The following is a 24138-nucleotide window of genomic DNA, read 5'->3' on the forward strand; positions in this document are numbered from 1 at the left end:
GATGAGCGGCGACGCCCGAGCCACCTGCGCCCGCGCCACGAGGCCTGAGCCGCGACGCCTGAGTCGCTACCCCTGAGCCACGACGCCTGAGTCGCGACGCTTGAGCCCGTCGTGCATACCGGGTATACATACCAGGTATGCAGATGCCCGAACGGGCGTCATGCCCTTGAGCGAGGGGGAACTTTGTCGTACGTCGAAACAGTCGCCGGCACGGCCGCCGGCCCGCAGGACGCGGTGCTGCACCTGGACGGGACCAGTCGTGTCCACGGCCGGGGCGCCGCCGAGGTGCACGCGTTGCGCGGGGTGGATCTGCAGGTCCGTCCGGGCGAGTTCGTCGCGGTGATGGGGCCGTCCGGATCCGGAAAGTCGACCCTGCTGACCCTGGCGGGCGGCCTGGACAGTCCCAGCGGAGGGCGGGTGGTGGTCGAGGGACGCTCGCTGGGCGAGCTGTCGCGCAAGCGGCTGGCCGCGGTGCGCCGGCGCGCGATCGGCTACGTCTTCCAGGACTACAACCTGATCCCGGCCCTGACCGCGGCCGAGAACATCATGCTGCCAAGGGAGTTGGACGGGGTGGCGACGCGCACCGCACGGCGCGAGGCGCTGGCGGCGCTGACCGAGATGGGCATCGAGGAACTGGCCGACCGCTTCCCCGACGACATGTCGGGCGGCCAGCAGCAGCGGGTGGCGATCGCCCGGGCGCTGATCGGCGATCGCCGCCTGGTGCTGGCCGACGAGCCCACCGGCGCGCTCGACTCCACCACCGGCGAGGCCGTGCTGGCCGTCCTGCGCGCCCGCTGCGACACCGGGGCGGCCGTCATGATGGTCACCCACGAGGCCCGCCACGCCGCCTGGGCCGACCGGGTCGTCTTCCTGCGCGACGGCCGCCTGGTGGACGAGACCGGACGCCAGAGCGCCGAGGCCCTGACGGCCATCGCGGCCGGCATCGCCACCCGGCTGGAGGTCTCCCCGTGAAGCTCACCTCCTGGCGGGTGGCGCTGCGCATCGCCCGCCGCGACGCCCTGCGGGCCAAGGGCCGCAGCGCCCTGATCGTCGGCATGATCGCGCTGCCGGTACTCGGCGTGGCCGGCGCGGACGTGGCCTACCGCAGTGCCCAACTCACCCCGCAGGAACGGATCGAGCGCTCGCTGGGCACCTCGGACGCGCTGGTCGGCGCCCTGTCGCCGGGGCGCACGGTCGCGCAGGCGCCGAACGCCGACGACGGGACCACCGTGCTGGCCGACCCCGAGGGCCAAAAGCCCTCCCCCGAGCAGGTCAAGGGCGCCGCCACCGACCCCACCGCGCTGGTCGCCGGCCTGCTGCCGCCGGGCAGCACGCTGACCTCCGCCCGCCCGGGCCCGGAGGCGAGCGCGAGTTCCCGGTCCGGCCTGCTGCTCACCTCCACCGCCGAGGCCGACCTCGGCGACCCGCTCTGGCGGGGGAAGGTCGACGTGGTCAAGGGCCGTGCCCCGCACGCCCCTTACGAGGCGGCCGTGACCCAGGCGTTCCTGGACCAGTCCGGCCTGGCGCTCGGGGACACCACCACGGTCAAGGGTGTCGGGGGCAAGCCGTTCACGCTGACCGCGGTGGCGGAGTACCCGGGTGACCTGTCGAAGGTGGCGCTGATCGGGCGGCCCGGTGAGCTGATCGCACCGCTGGTCGCCGCAGAGCAGAACAAGCCACTGCCGGCGGCCGGCGCCAACACCGACGCTGCGGGCGCCGACCCCGCCACCGCCGACGCTGCCGCCGCCAACCCGCCGAGCTGGCTGGTGCGGCTGCCCGCCGGCGCCCACCTCGGCTGGGCCGAGGTCCAGGAGTTCAACCGCTACGGCTACACCCTCACCGCCCGCACCGTCGCGCTCGACCCGCCCGCCCGCTCGGCCGTTCCGTACTACCGCAGCCAGAAGTTCGTGCTGGCCACCGGCATCGGCGGCTCCGGCACAGTGGTCGCGGCCACCATCGCGGGGATGGCGCTGCTGGAGACCGCGTTGCTGGCCGGCCCCGCCTTCGCGGTCGGCGCCCGCCGCTCGCGCCGCCAACTCGCGCTGCTCGCGGCCGGCGGCGGCGACCGGGCGCAGGTGCGCGCGGTGGTGCTGGGCGGCGGCGTGGTGCTCGGGCTGGCCGGCGCGCTCGGTGGCGTCCTGGTCGGCACCGGCCTGGTCGCGGTGCTCCGCCCGTGGCTCGAGTCCGCGGCCGGCAGCCGCTTCGGACACTTCGGCGTGCATCCGCTCGACCTGCTCGCGGTGGGCGCCGTCGGCGTCGGCACGGCGCTGGTCGCCGCCGTGCTCCCCGCCGTCCAGGCGGCCCGCCAGGACGTGGTCGCCGCGCTCGCCGGCCGGGTCACGGCGAAGGCACCGAGCAAGCGGCTGGCGGCGTTCGGCGCGGTGCTGGTGGCGACCGGCACCACGCTGGCACTGCTCGGCGCGGGCGGCAGCGGCCGGCCCGGGATGCCGGTGGCCGGCGGCTACGACGCGCAGACCCTGGCCATCCTCGGCGGCTCGGCCACCGCCGAACTCGGCATGCTCGCCTGCACCCCGCTGCTGGTCGGCCTGCTCGGCCGGCTCGCCCGCCACCTGCCGCTCGCCCCCAGGCTCACCCTGCGCGACGCCGCCCGCCAGCGCGGCCGCACCGCTCCCGCGATCGCCGCCGTGCTGGCGGCCGTGGCCGGCGCCGTCGCGATCACCGTCTACACCGCCAGCAGTGACGCCGAGTCAAGGAGCGAGTACCGCGCCACCGCACCGACCGGCGCGGTCACCCTGACCGTCATCCCGACCAGCCCGCTGCCGCAGTTGCAGGCCGCGATCACCGCGGACCTGCCCGGACTGGGCGCGCGGGCCGACGTCTACCAGCTCGAGTACCACTTCTGCCCCAACTGCGCCAGCACCGTCAACTTCGTCGACTCCGTCGCCACCGGCGGCTATCAATGGTCCGCCCCGGTGCTGGCGGGCGACCCGACCGTGCTGCACAACATGTTCGGCCTGCACGACCCGGCCGCCGAGGCGGCGCTGGCGGCCGGCCAGGCGGTGGTCTTCGACTCGCGCTACGTCAAGGACGGCAAGGCCACCTTCCATGCGCAGGGGGAGAGCGGCGGCGGCCCCGCCCAGCCGGGTCAGGCGTCCCAGCCCGGTGACAAGGACGTCAGCGTGCCCGCCGTACTGATCGACAACCCGGTGGCCGCCCACTACGGCATTGGCCTGGTCAGCCCCGGCACGGCCCAGCGCCTGGGCCTGGCCACCCAGCTCACCGCCTCGGTCTGGCTGCCCGCCGCCCCGCCGTCCTCCCGGCTCCAGCAGCAGGCCACGGCCGCCGTCAACCACCTGGACTCCTTCGCCGAACTCGCCGTCGAACGCGGCTACCAGTCCAAGAGCGACCTGACCACCCTCGCCCTGAGCGGCTTCGCGGCCCTGGTGGTCCTCGGCGCGGCCGGCATCGCCACCGGCCTGGCCGCCGCCGACTCCCGCCCCGACCAGGCCACGCTGACCGCCGTCGGCGCGCCGCCTCGCACCCGCCGGGTGCTCAGCGGTCTCCAGTGCGGCACCATCGCCCTGCTCGGCGCCGCCCTCGGCACGCTGTGCGGCTACGTCCCTGCCGTCGCGCTGCGCAAGGCGCACGAGATGGCACTGCACATCCCGCACGAGCCGATCATCACCCCGTGGTCACAACTGTTGCTGATCCTGGTGGCGCTTCCCCTGCTGGCCGCGCTGGTGGCCTCGGCCACCACCCGGTCCCGGATGCCGCTCGCCCGGCGCATCGACTGACGGTACGTCAGATCGCGTTACACCGTGCCCCGATCCGCACTCGCGGGTCGGGGCACGCGGGTTGGCGGGATCAGCCGCTCACCCGCGCCCATCCGCTGAAGCCGAGCGGCGTTCGTCGTGCCAGGCGGCGCTCTGCAGGAAGTAGGTGTCGTACCGCTCCTGCACTTCCAGCAGGCTCTCGGGCGTGACCTCGCCGAGCGCGATGCGCTGCAAGTGGCGGAAGTACTCGAAGCGTTCGACGCCGGGAGTGATGACGATCAGGATGTCGGCGTCGGATCCGGGCGCCGCGGCGAAGGCGTGCGGGAGGCCGGGCGGGACGATGACCAGGTCGCCGCGCTCGGCGTGGACGACCTGGTCGCCGGAGAGGAATCGGGCGGCGCCGTCGAGCAGGTAGAACATCTCGGCGGATTTGTCGTGGCGGTGCGGCCGGGCGCCGTCGGCGCCGTCAGCCAGCGTGACACGTTGGGTGGACAGCGCCCCGCCGGTCATGCTGCTGTCGGCCAGCAGCCGGATGGTGGTGGGGACGCGGCCGACCACTTCGGCGTCGGCGGAGCGGACGAGCACGGAAGAGGTGAAGTCGGGCACGATCAGCGACATTTCGGGCTCCCTGCAGAACGGATCGGGTGGGTCGAGCGGGTTCAGAGTGCGAAGAGCAGGCCGGCACTGATCAGAACGACGATCGCGGTGGCGAAGTGGATCCCGAACGCGACGGCTTTCGCGCCGCCGTGCCGCAGCACGATCACCATGTCACCGAGCGGCACCAGCGCCACGACAAGCATGAACCAGGCCTCGGCACGGGCGCCCGCGAAGGCCAGCAGAGCCAGGCCGACGAGGCCGAAGGTGCCGTCCCGCACCCCCTTGATCGTGAGGTAGGCCGGGTCGCCGTCCGGCTTGGCGGGCACGCCGTATCCGGCGGCGGCGGCGCGGGGCTGGAACAGGAAACGAGCCCCGATGAAGAGCACGAAGAGATCGAGGACGGCGGCCAAGGTGTACGCGGTGACGGTCACGTCACTTCTCCTTGCTAGCAGCGCTAGGGACAGGAGCAACGTTAGCAGAGCAGCGGAAGGGATTCTAGCGGTGCTAGAATTCTGGTCATGGCGAACCAGGCGCGCCGAGAGCGCGAACGAGCGGAGCGCGAACGGCAACCGACGCGCGCGAGGCCCTGGCCGCGGACGCCCACGACCACCGCCTGACCCTGCTGGTCGGCTGCTTCGCACCGGCGGCGACCAGCTGAAGCCGCCCGCCGACCGTCAGCGGTTCGCCAGCCGGGTCCGCAGCGCGTCGGAGTCCGGCAGGAACCAGAGCTGAGTCCCCCGGTTGCTCTCCCGGACGAAGTCGCGCAGCGCGGTGCCGGCGTCGACGTGCCGGGAGATGTCGCCGATGACGGCCAGCCCCAGGCGGTAGTTGGCGAACTTCTGGACGATGTCCCCCGCGAGCCGGGTCCGCAGCCGGAAGAAGTCGTCGGTGAGCCGGGCGGCCGGGAGCGCGACCCAGTGGGCGCCGTGGTAGTGCGCCTCACCGATCAGGTCGATCGCGTCGCGCTCCTCGCGCAGCGAAGGGCCGTCCGGTGCGCAGACCAGGACGTCGGTGTCGGCGATGCGCTGGATCGTGTCAGGCATGGGACTGCGCTCCTTCAGTGGTCGATAAGAAGTCCGGAAAGGGCTTCACGCGGGCTGCTCGCTGAGCGCGTCGATGACCTTCAACAGCTCCGCCGTGGCCTCCAGGCCGCCCAGGACGATGACTTTGAGGGTGGCCCGCTCCTCGTCATAGACGTGCTCCACCCGCAGGTGGTCAGCGGCTCCCCCGCTGCGAGGGCCCTGGACGGTGGCCACCACCGTGTTGACCAGGCGGGTGGCCTCCTCGGCGCTGATCGCATCGATCTGCACGACGGCGGACACCTCGGCGTGCCGCACCCGACCAACGGACGCCGGGGCGGGCGCGCCGGTGAACACCGCCAGGTCCTCACGGGTGATCCGGTACTGCTTGCCGACCCTGGTCGCCTTCAGCCGTCCGTCGCGGACATAGCTGCGCACCGTCCTGACGTGCAGGCCCAGCAGGTCTGCCACCTGGTCCACCGAGTAGTAGAGCTGTTGCGCCACGCCGTCCCCTCGCGCTCCGTCCAGGTCCGGCCCGAAGTGCCCATGACCTTCCCCTTCACTCCCTAAACGTACATCATTCATGGCCGTTCAGGGATGATTAGGGAGTTCTCCGTGAATCGCGCGCACCGCCAACCTCGCGCAGAGCACCGCCAGCGGCAGCTCCGCGCCCATCGCCATCAGCACCGATGCGGTCAGCTCGCCGCCGGGCGCCGCCGTCATGGTGTCGAACCAGGCGTCCACCAGCAGCAGGGTCGCGGTGGCGGCGGACGTCAGGCCGGCGCGCCGGTCGCCCCGGCGCAGCAGCAGGCCGGTCGAGAGCAGGCCGACCGCCTCCAGGGCATCCAGGCCGGTCCAGGTCCAGGCCCAGTGCGCGGCCCCTGCGGTGGCGGGCAGGCCGGCGTGCAGGAAGAAGAGCCAGGGCACCATGGCCAGCCCGAGGACGGTGAGCATGGTCGCCGCCCGGCCGGACAACGGTCCGGACCTGGCCTGACGTTCGATCAGCGCAACCTGCGCCATGGCGGTTTCCTCCCCCCGCGCCCGCCCCTCGGGCGCACCACCAGCCTGTCGCAGCGCCGCCCCGGGGGCAGTAGTCCGGCCATCCCAATCGATGGTGGTGCCAGCTACACCCCCGCGATCGCGGGCGGCATGACGGTGCGAAAGGTGACGTAGCCGGCCGGCCGATTGGCGTTCAACTGTCGTTCACCTGTACGATGCGATGATGCCTTCCCAACGCCAGGACCTGTTCGACTCCGTCATCGCGACGCTCGCGGCCGAAAACCTGCCGCTCGCAGCCGACGGTGACGGACGCGCGGGGGCGGTCGTGCGCGCCGAGCGCCACGGGGTGTCGGTCGCCTGGCAGTGCGGTTCGGGCAGTCGCCGGCTCCCGGCGCACAAGCATGGCCGGCGGGGCGGGGTCGGCCATCGGATGAGCGGCGGCTCGGCGGTCCGCTCGTGGGACTTCCAGTCCGCCCTGCACCTCGCGGCCACCCTGGCGGCCGCCGGTTACCAGAGCGACCACCTCGGCGACCGCGTGCTGGTCACCGACTGACCATCGGACCGGGGCGCCGCCGAATCCGACTGCGCCAGTGGCCAACTCCCCTGACGGCCCGTCCTCCTGACGTTCGGCCGTTCCGACGTTCCGCGAAAGCGTTCACGAAGCGATGACCAGGCAGGTGGTCGACCGCCCGCTCGCCGTGCGCAACTTCATGATCTCCTGGTGGGCCGCCATCAGCGCTGCATGTCGATGACGTACTTCCCGCGAACGCCGCCTGCTTCCAGCCGTCGGTGAGCCTGGGCGAGTTCAGCGATCCGGTCGGCTGACGGGTTGTTGCTGAAGAGCTTGATTCGACGGGGCGAGGCGGCGGCCCGCAGTCCGGTGCATGCGCCCGCGCCAGTAGCAATCGCCGAACTCGCGAAGTACGGTTCCAGGCGGCGCCGTTCAGTGGCACCGGGCCGACCTCTCGTCAACTGGCAGGACACGACCCTGGTTTCCGGACAGTGGTGTGCGCATCGCGGGAAGGCGGGAGAAATCGCTCCCCCGATCGGGGGAGGCCGCCGCTGAGCTGCCCGGTCATACTGACGATCATGATCAGGGGAATCCGGCCGCTGCTGCGCGGCTCCACGTATTCGGGTGCGCTGTTCGCCTACTGCGGAGCGCTGGCGAGCATGCCACTGCTGCCTTTCGCCATGCTGCCGGCGCTGGCCTGGCGATCCGCTCCCTATGGCGTGCGGGCCGTGCTGACCCTGCTGATCTGGGCGGCACTGATCGCCGTGGTCGGGCTGGCCCGCACCACACGGCGGGCGCTGATCGCCTGCGCCCGTCGACTGCTGAACGTGGCGCTGCCGGATCCGGTGGCCCGTCGCCGGCCGGCCCGCTCCCCCGGCACCGGGCCGGCCCCTGCCGTGCCGTTCGTTGCCGTGCCGTCCGGTGTCGACCGCTGGCGGACTCCGCTCTGGCTGCTGCTGCACGTGGCACTGGGGTGGACGGGAGGACTGGCGAGCGTGATGCTGCTCGTCGCGGGCCTGGTCCTGCCCGGGGGTTGGACCGGCGCCGAGGCAGGGCTGAGCTGGTCCGGCGGGTACGAGCGGGTGACGGGTGCCTGGAGCTGGGCGGTGGCGCTCGGCTGCCTGCTGCTGGTGCCGGCTGTCTGCGTGGGGGTGACGAACGCTCTGCGGTGGCTGGCGCCAAGGCTGTTGGGGCCGTCGTCGGCCGAACGGCTCGCGCTGGCCGCCGAGCGGGAGCTGCTGCTGGCCGAACGCAACCGGCTGGCCCACGAGTTGCACGACTCGATCGGACACACGCTGACGGCGGCCACGATCCAGGCGGCGGTGGCGGGCGAGGTGCTCTCCGCCGACCCGGTGGCGGCGCGGGCCGCCCTGCGCAGCATCGAGGAGTCGACCCGGGCCGCGCTGGAGGACCTGGACTACGTGCTGGGCGTGCTGCGCGAGGAGGAGGCGGGGACGGCGCCGACCCGGACCCTGGCCGACCTGCCCGAGCTGCTGGACCGGCTGCGGCACGCGGGGGCGGTGGTGGAGCCGCAGCTGTCGGGCGAGTTGGCGCAGGTGCAGGGGACGCTCTCCCGGGCCGCGTACCGGATCCTCCAGGAGGGCCTGACGAACGCGTTGCGCCACGGGGCGGGCGGTCCGATCGAGGTCCGGGTGGCGGCCGCGTCGGACGGGCTGGAGCTCAGCGTGGTCAACCGGACCGGGACGGGGCCGAGTACGGGCACTGGCACTGGCCCGGGCGTCTTCCCGACGTCCGGGCACGGCCTGCCCGGGCTGGCCGAGCGTGTACGGCTGCTGCACGGTGAGTTCGAGGCCGGTCAACACGGCTCGCAGCAATGGCGGTTGGCGGTCCGACTGCCGGTACGGTTGCCGGCGTGATCGGCGCTGACGCGAGCGCAAGTGTCGCCGGCAGCGCTGACGCGAGCGCAGCCGTCACGCTCCTGATCGCGGACGACGACGCGGTGACCCGCAGCGGCCTGCGCACGTTGCTCGCGGTGCAGCCCGGGATCGCGGTGGTCGGGGAGGCCGCCGACGGCGTCGAGGCGGTCGAGCAGGCACGGCTACTGCGGCCTGACGTGGTCCTGATGGATGTGCGGATGCCACGTCGCAACGGGATCGAGGCCACCCGGCAACTGCTGGCCTCACCCGCCGCGTCGGCCACACCGCCGAAGGTCGTGGTGATCACCACCTTCGAGAACGACGGCTACGTCACCGCCGCGCTCAGCGCGGGGGCCAGCGGGTTCGTCCTCAAGCGGCTGCCGGTCCGGCAGATCGCCGAGGCGGTGCGGGTGGTGGCGGCGGGCGAGGCGATCCTCTTCCCGGCGGCACTGCGCCGGATGGTCGCCGCCCGCCCGCTGGGCTCCGCCGAGGCGTTGCCGAGGGCGGCGCTGACGGGGCGGGAGGAGGAGGTGCTGCGGTTGATGGCCACCGGCCTGTCCAACCCGGAGATCGCGGAGTCGCTCACGGTGAGCCTGGAGACGGTGAAGACGCACGTCGGGAACGTGCTGACCAAGCTCGGCGCGCAGAACCGGACCCACGCGGTGGTGATCGCGTACGAGTCCGGCCTGGTGGTGCCGGGGTTCGCCGGCTGACGCGGCGGGTCCGCGACGCTCGGGTACCGAGCCGCAGGGCCGAGGTGTAGCCAGCACCACCATCAAGAGGGGCACTGGCACTGAGGATTCCCACCGGCCGACCCGGGATCGTTGAGCACACACCAAGCGGTCAACCGGTCCGCCGGTCGCACCGGTCCCGCCGCCTTCCTCGTCACACATCGGAGCACCGACACCATGTCCGCACTCTCGCCCGCCACCTCGCCCCAGCACCGCAAGACCGTCCGACGGGTCGCGGCCGGCACGGCGGCAGCGGCGGCCGTCACCGCCTGGTGGGCGTTCGACACCGCGCCCTACCCGTACGCCCAGCACTGGCTGCTGGACCTACCGCTGCCGTTCCTCTCGCTGCGCCGGCTGGACGGCATGCTGGCCGCCCGCCCTGGTGAGCGGATCCTGGAGATCGGCCCCGGCACAGGGCTCCAGTCCCTGCACGTCGCACCCCAGTTGGGCACGGACGGCCGGCTGGACATCGTCGACATCCAGCAGCCGATGCTCGACCACGTGATGCGCCGGGCCGAGCGGCAGGGCATCGCCACCATCCGGCCGACCCTGGCCGACGCCCACCAACTGCCCTTCGAGGATGCCTCCTTCGACGCCGCCTACCTGGTCACCGCGCTCGGCGAGATCCCGGACCCGACCAGCACGCTGCGCGAGCTGCGCCGGGTGCTGAAGCCCGGCGGGCGGCTGATCGTCGGCGAGTTCTTCGACCGCCACCAGATCCGGCCGGCCCGGCTGATCGGACACGCGAGCGAGTCCGGGCTGCGAGTGGGCAAGCTGATCGGGCCGCCCTTCGCCTACTACGCCCGCCTCCACCCGTGCGCCGAGCCGGCGGCCACCGCGTGAAGCCGCGCGGCGGGTCGGAGCGGAGCTGACGGCCAGGCGTCGACCGGCCTCGATCTCGCCCGCCCCCGATCAACGATTCGGTGATCCGCCCCCGATGCCGTACAGTCATGTTCACCGACGCGGGGTGGAGCAGCTCGGTAGCTCGCTGGGCTCATAACCCAGAGGTCGCAGGTTCAAATCCTGTCCCCGCTACGAGAGACGAGGGCCGGGTTTCGGTGCACAGTGTGCACCGAAACCCGGCCCTCGTTCTGTTCCCCTCCCGAACGGGCGAATCGGCTGCACCGGCGGCCTGCCTGACGGACCATCACTTGTCTGCGGCCGCATGCTGCTGCCATGACGACCGACTCCCAAGCCTCGACCTCGGTGGACCGACGCGGACTGCTCGCCGCCGCCGGTGCGGTGGCCACCGGCGGTGCGACCGCAGCGCTGACCGGCCTGCTGGCGGCCGGATCCGCCGCCGCTGCAACCGCTACCGCTACCGCCGCCGCCCGCCCGACTGCGCCCGAGCCCACGGCGTTCGGACCGGTGACGGTCCGGCCGGGCGACTCCCGCTACGAGAGCCTGCTGCGCGGCAACAACTTCCGCTTCGTCGGCCGGCCGGACGAGATCCGGGTGGTCGGGTCGACCGAGCAGGTGGTGCAGGCGGTCGCGGAGGCGGTGCGCTCCGGGCGGCGGATCGCGGTGCGCAGCGGCGGGCACTGCTTCGAGAACTTCACCGCCGACCCGGCGGTCCGCCTGCTGCTCGACCTGTCACCGCTGGACGCGGTCGGCTACGACGCCACGCGGCGCGCGTTCGCGGTGCAGCCGGGGGCCACGCTCGGACAGGTGTACCGGACGCTGTTCAAGGGATGGGGTGTGACGATCCCGGCGGGCGGCTGCCCGGAGGTCGGCGCCGGCGGGCACTTCGCAGGCGGCGGGTACGGGCCGCTGTCGCGGCGGTACGGCTCGCTGGTGGACCACCTGTACGGCGTGGAGGTGGTGGTGGTCGACCGGGACGGCACCGCCCGCGCCGTGACGGCCACCCGCGAACCCGACGACCCGAACCGCGACCTCTGGTGGGCGCACACCGGCGGTGGCGGCGGGAACTTCGGGGTGGTCACCCGCTACTGGCTGCGCTCCCCCGGCGCCACCGGCGACGACCCTGCCCGGCTGCTGCCCACCGCGCCCAGGGAGTTGCTGAAGTGCCTGGTCGGCTGGGCGTGGGACGAGCAGATGACCGAGCGGGCCTTCACCACGCTGCTGCGCAACTTCGGCCGCTGGCACGAGCGCAACAGCGCCCCCGACTCACCGTCCGCCAACCTGTACGCCATCCTCATCCCGGCCCACCGCAGCGCCGGCGGCTTCCAGATGACCGTCCAGATCGACGCCGACCTGCCCGGCGCGGACCAGTTGGTGACCGACTTCGTCGCCGCCGTGACCGCCGACACCGGCCTCACCCCGACCCTCAACGCACGGCGGGCCTTCCCATGGCTGCACCTGACCACCTGGCCGGGCAGCGGAGAACCCGGCGACGTGGTCACCCGCCGCTACAAGGAGAAGGCCGGCTATCTGCGCCGCTCCTTCAGCGACCGCCAACTAGCCACGATCTACCATCACTTGACGAACTCCACCGGCGGCCCGACCAGCGGCATGCTGCTCGTCGGCTACGGCGGCCAGGTCGACACCGTGGCGCCCGACGCGACCGCCGTCGCCCAGCGCGACTCGGTGATGAAGGCGGTCTACCACACCTTCTGGGCCGACGAGTCCGACGACGCCGCCAACCTCGCCTGGATCCGCGCCTTCTACCGCGACGTCTACCGCGACACCGGCGGCGTCCCGCTCCCCGGCGAGGTCAGCGACGGCGCGTACATCAACTACCCGGACGTCGACCTGGCTGACCCGACCTGGAACACCTCCGGCGTACCGTGGTCCACCCTCTACTACAAAGCCAACTACCCACGCCTGCAGCGGGTGAAGGCCCGCTGGGACCCGCGCAACGTGTTCCACCACGCACTGGCGATCGAACCCGCCGCGAGCTGACGCACGGGCAGAGCACGGACGGGGGCCGACAGCTTGATCAACGTCTCGGCAGCAATCGAGCACCGGCTCACCTGCCCTGACGGTATGGTTCGTACCGTCATCAGCGCGGCCCGCCGGGCTTCCCTTCAGGGACATGCCCCCACCCGCACGAGTCACTTCGTGCTGTCTGGGAGCATGTCTTGCTGTTCCGCGACTCCGCGTCCGCGGTCGCCGCCGAGAAGCTGGCTGGATCACTGTCGCTGCGCCTCATCGACCAGTTCGTCCACAAGCACGGCCGGCGGCCGGGCCCCGCCGAGGTCCGTTCCTGGGAGTCGAGCATCCCGGTCCTGACGAACGCGCTGTTGGACGCCGGGCTCGGCATGGTGGAGGTGCTGCTCGAGTACTCCCTCCCGCTCAACAGCAAGCGCGCCGATGTCGTGCTCGCGGGAGTCCATCCCACCACCGATGAGCCGTCCTATGTCGTGGTCGAACTCAAGCAGTGGAGCCGCGCGCTGCCGGACGACGGCGACCCGTTGCTCTGCCGGGTCGAGGCGTACGGCCGGGCCGTCCTGAATCCCATCGAGCAGGTCCGCGGCTACTGCGACTACCTCGTCTCGTTCAACGGAGCGCTGGCCGCGTACCCGGAGCGGGTGTCAGGAGTGGCCTACCTTCACAACGCGACCGAGTTCGACGTCAACGGTCTGTACGACGTGGAGCAGAACGAGCGTGGCCGCATGTTCACCGGCGATCGTCGCGGCGAGTTCATCCAGTACCTCCGGTCGAAGCTCAAGCCGGTCTCCGGCGCGCAGGCCGCTGACCAGTTGCTTGCCGGAAAGGTCGGGCCGTCCAGGCAGCTCATGGCAGTCGCCGCCGAAGAGGTCCGCGAGCGCGAGCAGTTCGTCCTGCTGGATGAACAGCGGGTTGCATACGAAACGGTATTGCGGGCAGTGCGCCGGGCGCAACAGGCCGACCACAAGGAGGTGGTCGTCATCACCGGTGGGCCCGGTACCGGGAAGAGCGTCATCGCACTGTCGCTCCTGGGAGAGCTCTATCGACGCGGCGTCACGGCTTTGCACGCGACCGGGTCCAACTCGTTCACCACGACCATGCGCCGGGTGGCCGGGGCACGCAAGCGTGAGGTCCAGGAGTTGTTCAAGTACTTCAACAGCTTCATGGCGGCCGACCGCAACGGCCTCGACGTCCTGATCTGCGATGAGGCCCACCGCATCCGCGAGACCTCGGCGAACCGCTACACCCAGGCCGCGCAGCGCACCGGTAGGCCCCAGATCGATGAACTGATCGATGCCGCCAGGGTGCCCGTGTTCCTGTTGGACGAACATCAGGTGGTGCGGCCCGGCGAGATGGGCACCGTGGCACAGATCCGGGCTGCCGCCGCCGCGAAGGGCTTGGACTGCCAACTGGTCGAACTGGACAGCCAGTTCCGCTGTGGTGGCAGCGACGCCTACCTGCGCTGGGTGGTGCGGCTGCTGGGCCTCGACGCGGGCGGACCAGTGGTCTGGGAGCCGGATGACAAGGTGCTCCTCGAGGTCGTCGACAGTCCGTGGGAGTTGGAGGAGTCGCTCGCCGCGCGCCGGGAAGAGGGCTACAGCGCCCGGATATCGGCCGGCTACTGCTGGAAGTGGACGAAGAAGATCGCCGCAGGGGAGCCGCTCCCCGAGGACGTGCGGATCGGGGACTGGGCCCGGCCGTGGAACGTCTTCGGCGACCGCTCGGTCGCAGGGGCACCGCCGGCCGCACTGTGGGCAACCGATCCGGCCGGGTTCGGCCAAGTCGGCTGCGTGTACACCGCCCAGGGCTTCGAGTACGACTGGAGTGGCGTCATCCTCGGCCCCGACCTGGTCTGGCGCACCGACCGCTGGGTCACCGACCGGACGGCGTCCAAGGACCCGGTCTTCCGGAAGTCCACGAGCGATGCCGACATCAACCGCCTGATTCGGAACACCTACAAGGTTCTGCTCACCCGGGGGATGATCGGCACGGTCGTCTACTCGACGGATGCCGAGACCAGGGCCAAGCTCCGCGAGCTGGTGTCGGGGCGACCGTCCGATCGGGTGGCCGTCAAGGACGCCGCCGCGATCCGTTAGAGTCCGGCCACCGTCGAATGGCTGCGCGGGCAACGCAGCGGGCTTGGGGGTTTGGGGCGGCACGACTCTCCGCCCCCGCTCCCATCAGTCGGACTGTCGGGTCGTAAGCTTCCGGACGATCAGCTCGGGTCGTCAGGACCCCTGCTCACGAGGGGGATCGTGTTCGGAATCATCAGGCCGTGCAGCCACCATCTGTCGGATCGGCTGCGGGCCTCCTGGATGGCTCATCTCTGTGGTCTCTGTCTCGCGCTGCGCGACGACCACGGGCAACTCGCGCGTACCGCAACCAACTACGACGGGTTGATCATCTCGGTGCTGGTCGAGGCGCAGCGCCCGGCCGATGACCGGTCGGGGCGGCGGACCGCCGGGCCGTGTCCGCTGCGCGGGATGCGGACCGCCGAGGTGGCGCGGGGCGAGGGGGCCCGGTTGGCGGCCTCGGTGTCGCTGGCGCTCGCCTCGGTGAAGGTACGGGACCATGTGGCGGACGGCGACGGCCTGTTCGCCCGGCGGCCGGTGGCGCTCGGCGCGCGGGCGGTGGCGCGGCGCTGGGATCGGCAGAGTGCGGGGAGCGGCTCGGCCGTGGGCTTCGACACCGGGGTGCTGCTGACCGCCGCCGCCCGGCAGGTCGAGCTGGAACGCGGCGCGGCGCCGGGCAGCGCGGTGCTGCTGGTCACCGAGCCGACCGAGAGCGCGACCTCGGCGGCGTTCGCGCATACGGCGGTGCTGGCCGGCCGGCCGCAGAACGCCGAGGCGCTGGCCGAGGCCGGTCGGCTGTTCGGGCGGCTCGCCCACCTGCTGGACGCCGTCGAGGACCAGGAGGAGGACGCCGCCACCGGGGCCTGGAACCCGCTCACCGCCACCGGCACCGACCGGGCCGAGGCCGAGCGGCTCTGCCGCGACGCGGTGCGCGGCATCCGGCTGGCCCTGCGCGAGGTCGAGTTCACCGACCGCGCACTGACCCATGTGCTGCTGGCGCACGAGACCGGCCGCGCGGTGGACCGGGTCTTCCGGGGCCCGGCGCTCCACGCGCCGTACCCGGGGCCCTACCAGGACCAGCCGCCGAACCCGTACCAGCAGCAGCCGCACCCGCCGCAGTACGGGCAGCAGTACGGGCAGCCGTACCCCCAGCAGTACGGGCAGCCGCAGAACCCGTACCAGCAGCCACCGTTCGGAGCGGGCGGCCCTGGCGGGCCGCAGTGGCCGGGCGGCCCTGGCGGCGGACACGGTCCGGGCGGCGGCGGGAACCGCCCGCCACGGCGCTCCGCGCTGGCCGGCTGCGCGGTGTGGGCCCTGATGGCCTGCACCTGCCAGTTGCTCTGCTGCGACCACAAGAACCCGTGGACCCGCGAGCCCACCGAGGGCTGGTGCGACCGGCACGGCCTGGACTGCGACTGCGACGGCTGCGACTGTTGCCAGGGCTGTGACGGCTGCGACGGCTGCGACAGCTGCGACTGTGACTGCTGCGATTGCTGTGATTGCTGCGACTGCAGCTGACAACTGACGGCGGCCCCGGACTGTTGACCGGGGCCGCCCGCACGGCCACCCACCCCCGGCCACCCGCCCCGGCCCCGCCCCGGTCAGCCGCCCTGGCGCCCGGTGACGAAGCGGCGCTCCGACTCCTGCACCTGCATGAATCGGCGCAGGCTCAGCAGCACCGGTTCGTAGAGCACCGTGAGCGCCACCGCCGCCTCCACCTGCTCCAGCGCGCTCTCGTACTCCTCGACCAGGTCCAGGTCGCACACCGCCAGGGCCTCCGCCGCACGGGCGTAGGGCAGCAGGTGCCCGGTGTCGTACGGGTAGCCGAGCCGGGCGAGCGCGGCGAGCGCGGCCACCAGCGTCCGGTACGGCGGATAGTCGTCCACCATGCCGTACTCCCAGCCCAGCGAGGTGAGCAGCTTGTCGGCCTCGCGCCGGGCAGCCTCGGTGGCCGGATCGTCGGGATCGGGCTGCGGGCCGGCCCGCAGCGCGCCGACGGCCGTGCCGAGCCGCGCGTGCTGGCCCTGACTCTCATCCTGGATGGCGGCCAGCACCTCACGGGCGGTGGCGACGGGCACCCGACCGATCTGGATCAGCGCCCGCACCAGCCGCAGCCGGCGCAGGTGCTCCTCGCCGTAGTCGGCCTGTTTGGCGGTGATCCGCACACCCGGGGGCAGCAGTTGCTCGCGCAGGTAGTACTTGATCGTGGCGACCGGGACGCCGCTCCGTTCACTGAGTTCCGCCAACCGCATCCTCTTGCATCCCATCCTAGGAGAGTGTCACTATCTTATAAGGATAGCGACGCTCTCCTATGCACGGCACAGGATCGCCAAGGAGGCACCTCCATGTCTGCAGCACCCATTCCCGGCCGTATCACCGCTGCCGCCGAGGGCGGCACGGTCGTCTTCCACATCGGCATGCGGATCAACAACTTCCGTGCCCTGCGCAGCTGGTGGCCCACCGTCAAGGCGATGCCAGGGATGCTCCGCGAGCTGGCCGCCGACCCGGACAGCGGAATGCTGGGCGGTCGGCTGCGCCTGGGATCCCCCCGGGACCTCGAGGTCATCCAGTACTGGGAGTCGCACGAGAAGCTGCTCGCCTACGCCACCGCCCAGGACCACAAGCACCGCCCGGCCTGGACCGAGTTCAACCGCCGGGTGCGCGCCGGCCACGGCAAGGTCGGCATCTGGCACGAGACCTACCTCGTCCCGGCCGGCGCCTACGAGACGATCTACGTCAACATGCCCCCACACGGCCTCGCCGCAGCCACCGGCACCGCCCCGATCAGCCGCCGCGGCAACACCGCCGCCGAACGCCTGGGCCTGCGACCGAGCTCCTGACCAGGCACCCGGTCCGCCGAGGACTGCCAGCACCAGGTGCTGCCGCAAACGCCCGAGCGCCCCGCACCGTCTCCGGTGCGGGGCGCTCGGGCGTGCGCTGCGGGTCAGGCCGGGCGGATGTGCTCCGCCTGCGGGCCCTTCTGGCCCTGGGTGACGTCGAAGGTCACCTTCTGGCCCTCCTGCAGCTCGCGGAAGCCCTGGGCGTCGATGTTCGAGTAGTGGGCGAACACGTCAGCGCCGCCACCATCCTGCTCGATGAAGCCGAAGCCCTTTTCCGCGTTGAACCACTTCACGGTGCCGGTAGCCATGCGTTTCTCCTTCAAGGGGAACGGAACGGGTCCCGCGGGGATGCGGGCCCGGAGATGATCGACTTGGTCCGGAGAGGCGCTGGACAGCAAAAACGCCCACGGCGTATCACCGCGGGCGAGAACTTCGGAACCACGACTGCTTAACCAGAACGTTACTCCTTGTGGGCCCCAACCGCCAGAGAACTCGCCCGGCGCGTTGCTTCCGGGTCCCGGCCACGAGGCCTGGGTCGCCCGTGACATGGGTTCAGCAGGCGAGCAAGGCAGCAGCGGCCGAGCCGCCGGTCAGCGGGCCGGTCAGCGCAGCGCCTTCGCCTGCCAGTAGCCGAACTGCTGCAGCGGATCGCCGTCCAGGCCCCAGGGCCACGGGGTGACCGTCTCGCCGATCAGCTCGAAGGTGGCCGTCGCCTCCCGCACGCGGCCGGCCTGGACCAGGGCGTAGGCGAGCATGTTGAGGTCCGCGAGGGCGGCGGCGTGCTGGAGCCGGCCGGGGCGGGGCCAGTCGGTGACGGCGCGCTCGAGGGCGGCGGACGCGCGGGCGTGCGCCCACTGGCCCCGGGCCAGCAGGGCCTCGACGCCGCCGCGGGCGGTGATGCGCTCGTGCTCCTCGACCAGTGCGGTCAGCTCGATGCCCACGGCGGGCGCCGTCGCGGGGACCCCGGCGCGGACCGCGTCCAGGAAGTCCAGCTGCCGGCTGCGCGAGCCGCACTCCTCGGGTGAGAGGTAGTGCAGCATCTGCAGATGGGCCTCGCGGTGCCAGGGATCGCGGGCGGCCACCTCGTGCCAGACCTCGAACAGCCGCTGCGCGTCGGCCCGCAGCAGTCGCAGTATCCCGAGCAGGACCACCCAGGGCGTCGGGTCCTCGGGCCTGCTGTCCGCGGCGCGGTAGCAGCTGTCGGCGCAGGCGTCGGCGTCGGCTTCCGTCATGACGCCCTCGTGGCGGCCGCGTACCAGCTCGACCCAGGCATCGAAGACCAGCGCGTCCGCGCTGCCCGGCTGCCGCTGCCGCCAGGAGCGGGCGAGCCGCGAGGGCGCGGCGGCCTCCGCGAGCACGGCGCAGCGGTGCGCGCGACGGTCCCAGTCCGACCCGGCCTCCGCGATGATCCGCTCGACCTGGTCGATCTGAATCTCGTTCAGTCCGGGCATCGCGGGGGAATCGAGTTGCCGGCGTACCCGGCCGAGTTTGACGTCATCGAGCTCCGGGAGCAGGCGCGGCCGGGAACTCCGAAACGCTCGAAAGATCGACACGCGGGCAGCCTAGGGCCCTTCCGGAATCCTGGACAGAGTCAGCAGGAAACCGGAAGGGAATGGTTATTTCTCGGGTGGATCGGGTGACCTTACGGTCTCGTACCGCGACTTCCGGGGTGCCGGAATGTCCCTGTTCAGCTCCCAACGAGCTTTTCCTTCCGGTGGACGGACCGGGAGGGTGGCGCGCTTCAGCGCGCCGCCACCCCCGCCCGGTTCAGTCGCCGGCCCGGCCGAGCAGCAGCGGGGAGGCCAGGCGCTGCTCCGGGTGCATCCGCAGCAGCAGGTGGACGACGCCGGCCAGGCCCGGCAGCAGGCCGGGCGAGAACGCCTCCCTGGCCAGGCCGCCGATCGCGCCGTGCTCCTCCAGGCCGCTGAGCAGTTCGGCATCGGCACCCTCGCGGTCGGGGCCCGCCGGCGGCGCGGCCGAGGGCGAGCACCCGCGCAGGGCCGCCAGCAGCTCCCACAGGCCCAGGTCGCCGTGGCACAGGGTGTGGGTCCAGCCGAAGCCCTCGCGCAGCACTGCGGGGGCCGAACGCCGGGCGGTCTCCCAGTGGGCCAGGTCGCCGGTGCGCCGGTACAGGTCGGCGGCGGCCAGGCCGATGCCGGTGGCGCCGTGGCACCAGGCGGTGGCGAAGTCGACCCCGCTGGTCTCCCGCAGATCGGCCCAGGCGCCCGCCGCCGGCGAGTACAGCGATTCCTCGAAGTCGAAAGCCCGCAGCGAGAGTTGCTGCCAGCACTCGCGGTCCGCAGGCGACCCGGCCGGGCTGAGTGCGAGCCTGGCCAGCGCCCAGCCCATGCCCGTGGCGCCGTGCGCGAAGCCGCCGACGGCCGACGGGAAGAGGGCGGTCGGCCAGTGCGCCCCCCGCTCGTCCAGCACGGCCGTCCGCTCCAGGTGCCGCCCCGCCTCGGCGGCGCTCGCCAGCCAGCGCTCCGCGCCGGTGCGCTCGGCCAGCCCCAGCAGCGGCACGATGGCGCCGGCCGCGCCGCCGAGCACGTCCAACGCCCGGTCCTCGGCGATCCGCTGCGCGTCCAGCAGCCCGGCCCTGGCCTGCGCCCGGTCCAGCAGCCACTCCTCGCCGAGGAGTTCGTGCAGCGTGGACCAGGTCCAGAGCTGCGAGGCGAGCCCGGTGAAGCCGCCGATCTGCCGGGTGGGCAGCTGCTCCTCGGTGGCGGCGAGCACCCGCAGGGCGCCCCGGAGCAGCTCTTCGAGGCCCTCGACCGGGTCGGCCCGCCCGGCCGCCTGCTCCTGCCGGTACTGGGCCAGCGCGAGGACCACGCCGCCCTGCCCGCTGTAGAGGTCGGCGGTGAGCGGCCGGATCGACCAGCCGACGTCGGTGAGCACCGGGCTGATCCAGGTGGCCGTATCGTCCCGGCCCCGCACCGCGGCGGCGCCGATCGTCCGGACCGCCTCGGCGGCCAGCCGCCGTCGGCGCTCCTCGGCCTGGCGGGCGTGCGGCGAGCTGGCCGGTTTCGGCGTCCGGGACGGGAGCTGACGTTCGTTCAGATAGGCGCCGACCAGGGCCCCGCGGATCACCTCCTGCTCCAGCGCGAGGTCGGCCGCGCGCCAGTCGGCCAGCGCCGCGTGCAGCGTGGCCGGATCGACCAGGCTGGTGAAGACCGGCACGTCGCCGCGGAGCAGGTCGCCGATCTCCGCCTCGATCTCGGCGGCTTCGCGGGGCGCGACCGGATTGCCCCGCGCGTTACGGGTCAGGATGTCCCGGGCCCGCTCCAGCGCGGCGGCCGGGTCGTGCAGCGAGGCCGGGTGCCAGAGCATCCGGCCGATCTCCATGTACGCCTGGGTGGGACGGCGGATGACGCGCACCTCGCAGCCGTCGAACCGCTCGAGGGCGGAGCGCAGTTCGCCCTTCTCGTCGAGACGGAGCAGCTGCTCGGTGATCTCCGCGAAGCCGGTCAGCACCTGCTGCCAGTGGCGGGCCAGCACCGGCGCGGGGCTCGGGTGGTTGCGGGCGGCCCGGACCTCGACGGCGGTGAGTTCCATCCGGGCGGTGTCGCGCCCGCCGTCCACGATCACCGGCATCGGGATCCGCGGCTGCTGTCCCGGCAGGCCGCCGGCCGCCGACAGGTCCACACCGGCCAGGGTGTAGCCGTCCAGGCGCATCGGCAGGATGCCGGTGCGCAGCACGGTGGTCCGCACCGTGCGCGCGGCCAGGTCGACCGCGTCGCCGCGCCCGCTCGGCTCGGTGGGCGGGTCGGGGGTGAACAGGCTCTCGGCGTCCACCACGATCGGCACCGGACCGTGCGCGAGCAGGTTCTCGGCGTGCAGATCGGTGCCGCCGACCAGGCGCATCACGGCCAGCCAGTGGCCCAGGTTCCGGTAGAACATGGCCAGCTCGGCCTCGTCGCGGCAGTACTCGTGCTCGACGTATCCGGCCCAGCCGTAGTGCTCGGCGTCGGCGTCCACCCGAGTCGACCCGTCCGCCACCCGGGTCGGCTCGCCGTCCACCAGGGTCAGCACAGCGGGTACGTGGATCGGGGCGGCCAGGCCGTCCGGGAGCACGGCGGCCAGGAAGTCCCGCAGGGCCGCGTCGACCTGCAGCGACCGCGGCTTGTACATCACCGTGCCGCCGGCGAACCGCACCCGGGCCACCGCGTGCCCGCCCCGGTGCTGGTCGCCGGCGCCCAGTTCGAGTTCGCGCAGCGGCCCCGGCGGGCGGCCCAGCAACTCCCCGATCGCCACCCGGTCGCGCAGCAGACGGCGTGCCAGCGTGAGTCCGGCGTCCAGCTGCAGCCGACCGGCCGCCAGGGCCCGCTCGTGCAGGACGGGGTACCTGCCGCGCAGCCCGTCCAAGTACTCGGCGGTGACGGCACGCTCCAAGTAGCCGCTCCACCGGGCCCGTTCGTCCACGCCCGGCAACTCGCCCGCCAGCGCGGCGACCCGGAGCTCCAGCAGGAAGACCCGGTTCAGTTTGAGCTGCAGGGACCGCGACAGGGCGGTGCGCAGGGCCGTACTCAGCACCTGCCGCTCCTCGGCCGCGAGCCCGGTCAGCGCCGACAGCCTGCGGTCCAGCTCGGCGAGCAGCGGAGCGGCCAACGCGGCCACGGGCGCGGCGAACCAGCCCTCCTCGAGCGGCGCGGTGACGGCCTGCTGCGGCTGCTGCGGCATGGGGGCGTCCTCTCTCTACTCGTCCGGTGCGTCCGGGAGTTCGGCGCGTCCGGGTGCCGGGCGGCGGCCCGGCCGGAGCACGGCCGCCGCCCGGGTCACGCGTGGTGCGGATCAGTGCTGCGGATCAGTGCTGCGGATCAGTGCTGCGGATCAGCAGCAGTAGCTGTGCAGCGAGGCACTACAGCTGCTGCAGTGGGTGAGGATGCCCTCGTAGGACTCGGCGAGCGCGGCCTCGGCGACGGCGCCGCCGACGTAGAGCGGGCCGGCCGGGTTGGCCAGGCCGTCGGCGCCCTCGGCACCGCTGAGCCAGGCCGTGACCAGCGCGTCCATGCGGGTTGCGGTGAGCTTCGGCATGTCACTCAACTCCATTCCGGTGTTGACCAGTTGTCCGCTCACGGTAAGGCGTCGCACACATGGCAGCTGACGCTAAATCCAGCCATCTTCATATGAGCTGACGCCATCACCGTGCGTTCCCGGACCGGCCCGGAGCCGTGGTTGACCTGCCGCACACTCGCCCGATCGGACCCCGCGACGCTATTCTCTGCTCAGCTGTTTCGGGCAAGGGGCCCGATGTGTCTGGGGGTTGGTGTGGTCACCGGTCGTGTGGTGCGGTTCGACGCTACTCGGGGTTACGGCTTCATCGCGCCGGCGCAGGGGGGAGAGGACGTCTTCCTGCACGTGAACGACCTCCAGATCCCCGAGCCGTACATCCGCCCGGGCCTGGTGGTCGAGTTCGAGATCGAGGACGGTGACCGCGGACCGAAGGCCTCCTTCGTCCGCCTCCCCGAGGGCGCCACCCCACCGACCACTCCCCCGGCGGCCGCCGCGATCGGCGCGGTCCGGCGAGCACCCACCGACGACTCGCTCTGCGACGTACTGAGCGCGGAGGAGTACACCCAGGAGATCACCGAGGTCCTGCTGACCGCGGCGCCGACCCTGACCGGGGCCCAGATCCTGCAGATCCGCGCCGGCCTGCTGCGGTTCGGCAAGGACCACGGCTGGACCGAGGACTGAGCTCGGCGTCTGTCCAGTGGCTGATGTGAACTTCGCCAGGCAGCCGGGAATTGCGTACCCATGTGCGGTTGCGGCATGGCGAAGCTTCTGTCAGGCCCCGTGTACGGCAAGCGTGTTGGGCGTCAACTGAATACCGCTGGTCCGTACGCCGCCCGAACTCCTTGCCCGCACCGGCTCGTCCGGCAGTGGGCGCCGGGCCAGTGCCTCCCGTGACCAGCACAGGTGGAGGCCAGTGACCAGGGCATGTTGCGTCCTCACGGTCACGCGGGGTCGACGCTGGAAGGAAACCTGCTGTGGCCTCCGTCACCGCAGTCACCGCAGTCGGTGCGATCCCGACATCGACCCCACGCGGGGCCGGCGCCCACGGGCCCCGGGAATCCGATCAAGGAATGCCGTAACACAATCAGTGCGCAATTCCGCAGCACACGATCCAGAGTGTGACATCCGGGCCGGTCGGAACTCGGGAGAATTTCACCGAAGCCATAACACGATCATCACCCGATTCTAATAACAAAAACGCAACGGCTGGCGGCTCACCAGTACCGAATGTCACGTTCTGTCGGCTTTTCCTGGCCAACAAAAGGGGACATGTCGGCATGCTCCTGCCCTCCTCGGACAGTATTGACGGAGGCTGAGGCGTGACACAGACTCCTTCCCGTAGCCGGCGCCGCAATCATCGAGCGCTCATCGGAATCGTCGCACTGAAATTCCTGGCGCGATTCCTTGCACGCTCTGCCGACTGCCGAGCGAGAAATCCTCCATTGAGGGAAAGGGAATTCCTGTGTTCATGCGCAAGAAGATCACCGCCGTCGCCGCCGGCGTCGCCGCGCTCAGTGCCGTGGCCCTCGGGGTCGGGGCGTCGCCGGCCGCGGCGAGCCCGGGCGGATGTGTGTGGGGCACCGACGCCTGCCTCTTCTACCACTCCAACGAATCCGGTGGCTTCAACGGGGACGGCGGCAACGACAACTACGGGGCGGCCTGGTACTTCGAGGGCTGCTCCGGTGGCAACTGCGACGGCGACGGCCAGCAGGTGTACAACAACATCGGCTATGTCTACAACGAGAGCTACCGGACCGTCACGATCTTCGCCTTGTACAACTGCAACTACAACGGCCCGAACCTGACCATCGGGCCCACCACGGGGCAGACCCTCTACGGCTCCGGGGTCTACAACCACGACGCGTCGCAGTGCTTCTCGTAAGGCCGTGACGCTGCGG

General features: G+C 72.1%; 22 protein-coding genes and 1 tRNA gene. 13 read left to right on the top strand and 10 right to left on the bottom strand.

What is annotated here, in order from left to right:
* Positions 1-234 precede the first annotated feature (234 nt).
* The gene (locus P3T41_RS14160) at positions 235-972 is read left to right on the top strand and encodes an ABC transporter ATP-binding protein (protein WP_280690202.1); all 738 of its coding nucleotides are present in this window, start codon (positions 235-237) and stop codon (positions 970-972) included.
* A complete protein-coding gene (locus P3T41_RS14165) occupies positions 969-3755 on the top strand; it encodes an FtsX-like permease family protein (protein ID WP_280690163.1) in 2787 nt (928 codons plus the stop codon). The genes P3T41_RS14160 and P3T41_RS14165 overlap by 4 nt, the downstream gene beginning before the upstream one ends.
* Before the next feature lie 78 nt (positions 3756-3833).
* Here the strand turns inward: P3T41_RS14165 and P3T41_RS14170 are convergent, their stop codons facing one another.
* From P3T41_RS14170 to P3T41_RS14190, 5 genes are all read right to left on the bottom strand, one after another.
* Positions 3834-4352 (bottom strand): cupin domain-containing protein, encoded by a 519-nt coding sequence (locus P3T41_RS14170; RefSeq protein WP_280690164.1) that lies wholly within the window; start codon positions 4350-4352, stop codon positions 3834-3836.
* Positions 4353-4393: 41 nt separating this feature from the next.
* Positions 4394-4762 (bottom strand): DUF4267 domain-containing protein, encoded by a 369-nt coding sequence (locus P3T41_RS14175; RefSeq protein WP_280690165.1) that lies wholly within the window; start codon positions 4760-4762, stop codon positions 4394-4396.
* 243 nt (positions 4763-5005) lie between these two features.
* A complete protein-coding gene (locus tag P3T41_RS14180) occupies positions 5006-5374 on the bottom strand; it encodes a DUF4180 domain-containing protein (protein WP_280690166.1) in 369 nt (122 codons plus the stop codon).
* Positions 5375-5419: 45 nt separating this feature from the next.
* A complete protein-coding gene (locus P3T41_RS14185; protein WP_280690167.1) occupies positions 5420-5854 on the bottom strand; it encodes a helix-turn-helix domain-containing protein in 435 nt (144 codons plus the stop codon).
* 87 nt (positions 5855-5941) lie between these two features.
* Positions 5942-6370: a hypothetical protein gene (locus P3T41_RS14190; protein ID WP_280690168.1), complete on the bottom strand. Its 429-nt coding sequence runs from the start codon at positions 6368-6370 to the stop codon at positions 5942-5944.
* A gap of 202 nt (positions 6371-6572) precedes the next feature.
* Between P3T41_RS14190 and P3T41_RS14195 the strand changes: the two genes are divergently transcribed.
* From P3T41_RS14195 to P3T41_RS14230, 8 genes are all read left to right on the top strand, one after another.
* Positions 6573-6902, top strand: a complete 330-nt coding sequence (locus tag P3T41_RS14195) for a hypothetical protein (RefSeq protein WP_280690169.1) — start codon at positions 6573-6575, stop codon at positions 6900-6902.
* A 536-nt stretch (positions 6903-7438) separates the two neighbouring features.
* Positions 7439-8737, top strand: a complete 1299-nt coding sequence (locus P3T41_RS14200) for a histidine kinase (protein WP_280690170.1) — start codon at positions 7439-7441, stop codon at positions 8735-8737.
* Entirely contained in the window at positions 8734-9450 is a 717-nt protein-coding gene (locus tag P3T41_RS14205; RefSeq protein WP_280690171.1) for a response regulator transcription factor, read from the top strand. Before P3T41_RS14200 ends, P3T41_RS14205 begins: the two co-directional genes overlap by 4 nt.
* A gap of 111 nt (positions 9451-9561) precedes the next feature.
* The gene (locus tag P3T41_RS14210) at positions 9562-10311 is read left to right on the top strand and encodes a methyltransferase domain-containing protein (RefSeq protein ID WP_348533653.1); all 750 of its coding nucleotides are present in this window, start codon (positions 9562-9564) and stop codon (positions 10309-10311) included.
* A gap of 118 nt (positions 10312-10429) precedes the next feature.
* A tRNA-Met gene (locus P3T41_RS14215) sits at positions 10430-10503 on the top strand.
* Positions 10504-10644: 141 nt separating this feature from the next.
* A complete protein-coding gene (locus tag P3T41_RS14220; protein WP_280690172.1) occupies positions 10645-12330 on the top strand; it encodes an FAD-binding protein in 1686 nt (561 codons plus the stop codon).
* A gap of 179 nt (positions 12331-12509) precedes the next feature.
* Positions 12510-14414: a DUF2075 domain-containing protein gene (locus tag P3T41_RS14225; RefSeq protein ID WP_280690173.1), complete on the top strand. Its 1905-nt coding sequence runs from the start codon at positions 12510-12512 to the stop codon at positions 14412-14414.
* A 159-nt stretch (positions 14415-14573) separates the two neighbouring features.
* Entirely contained in the window at positions 14574-15908 is a 1335-nt protein-coding gene (locus P3T41_RS14230) for a DUF5685 family protein (RefSeq protein ID WP_280690174.1), read from the top strand.
* Positions 15909-15991: 83 nt separating this feature from the next.
* Here P3T41_RS14230 and P3T41_RS14235 read toward each other — a convergent pair whose 3' ends face one another.
* Entirely contained in the window at positions 15992-16642 is a 651-nt protein-coding gene (locus P3T41_RS14235; protein WP_280690204.1) for a MerR family transcriptional regulator, read from the bottom strand.
* Positions 16643-16735: 93 nt separating this feature from the next.
* Between P3T41_RS14235 and P3T41_RS14240 the strand changes: the two genes are divergently transcribed.
* Positions 16736-17230, top strand: a complete 495-nt coding sequence (locus P3T41_RS14240; protein ID WP_280690175.1) for a DUF4188 domain-containing protein — start codon at positions 16736-16738, stop codon at positions 17228-17230.
* 104 nt (positions 17231-17334) lie between these two features.
* On the opposite strand, the gene P3T41_RS14245 is transcribed toward P3T41_RS14240, so the two are convergent.
* The 4 genes from P3T41_RS14245 to P3T41_RS14260 form a co-directional block, all read right to left on the bottom strand.
* Positions 17335-17538, bottom strand: coding sequence for a cold-shock protein (locus P3T41_RS14245; protein ID WP_184941582.1), 204 nt, complete (start codon positions 17536-17538; stop codon positions 17335-17337).
* A 294-nt stretch (positions 17539-17832) separates the two neighbouring features.
* Positions 17833-18783, bottom strand: a complete 951-nt coding sequence (locus tag P3T41_RS14250) for a hypothetical protein (RefSeq protein WP_280690176.1) — start codon at positions 18781-18783, stop codon at positions 17833-17835.
* 214 nt (positions 18784-18997) lie between these two features.
* Positions 18998-21907, bottom strand: a complete 2910-nt coding sequence (locus tag P3T41_RS14255; RefSeq protein ID WP_280690177.1) for a type 2 lanthipeptide synthetase LanM family protein — start codon at positions 21905-21907, stop codon at positions 18998-19000.
* 150 nt (positions 21908-22057) lie between these two features.
* Positions 22058-22261 carry a DUF6229 family protein gene (locus P3T41_RS14260; RefSeq protein WP_280690178.1) on the bottom strand — a complete coding sequence of 68 codons (204 nt, stop codon included), beginning with the start codon at positions 22259-22261 and terminating at the stop codon, positions 22058-22060.
* Positions 22262-22495: 234 nt separating this feature from the next.
* Between P3T41_RS14260 and P3T41_RS14265 the strand changes: the two genes are divergently transcribed.
* Together P3T41_RS14265 and P3T41_RS14270 are read left to right on the top strand one after the other, a co-directional pair.
* The gene (locus tag P3T41_RS14265) at positions 22496-22921 is read left to right on the top strand and encodes a cold shock domain-containing protein (RefSeq protein ID WP_280690179.1); all 426 of its coding nucleotides are present in this window, start codon (positions 22496-22498) and stop codon (positions 22919-22921) included.
* Between the two features lie 787 nt (positions 22922-23708).
* A complete protein-coding gene (locus tag P3T41_RS14270; protein ID WP_280690180.1) occupies positions 23709-24122 on the top strand; it encodes a hypothetical protein in 414 nt (137 codons plus the stop codon).
* The last annotated feature ends 16 nt before the right edge of the window (positions 24123-24138 follow it).

The sequence above is a fragment of the Kitasatospora sp. GAS204B genome, from assembly GCF_029892155.1.
Taxonomy (GTDB): domain Bacteria; phylum Actinomycetota; class Actinomycetes; order Streptomycetales; family Streptomycetaceae; genus Kitasatospora.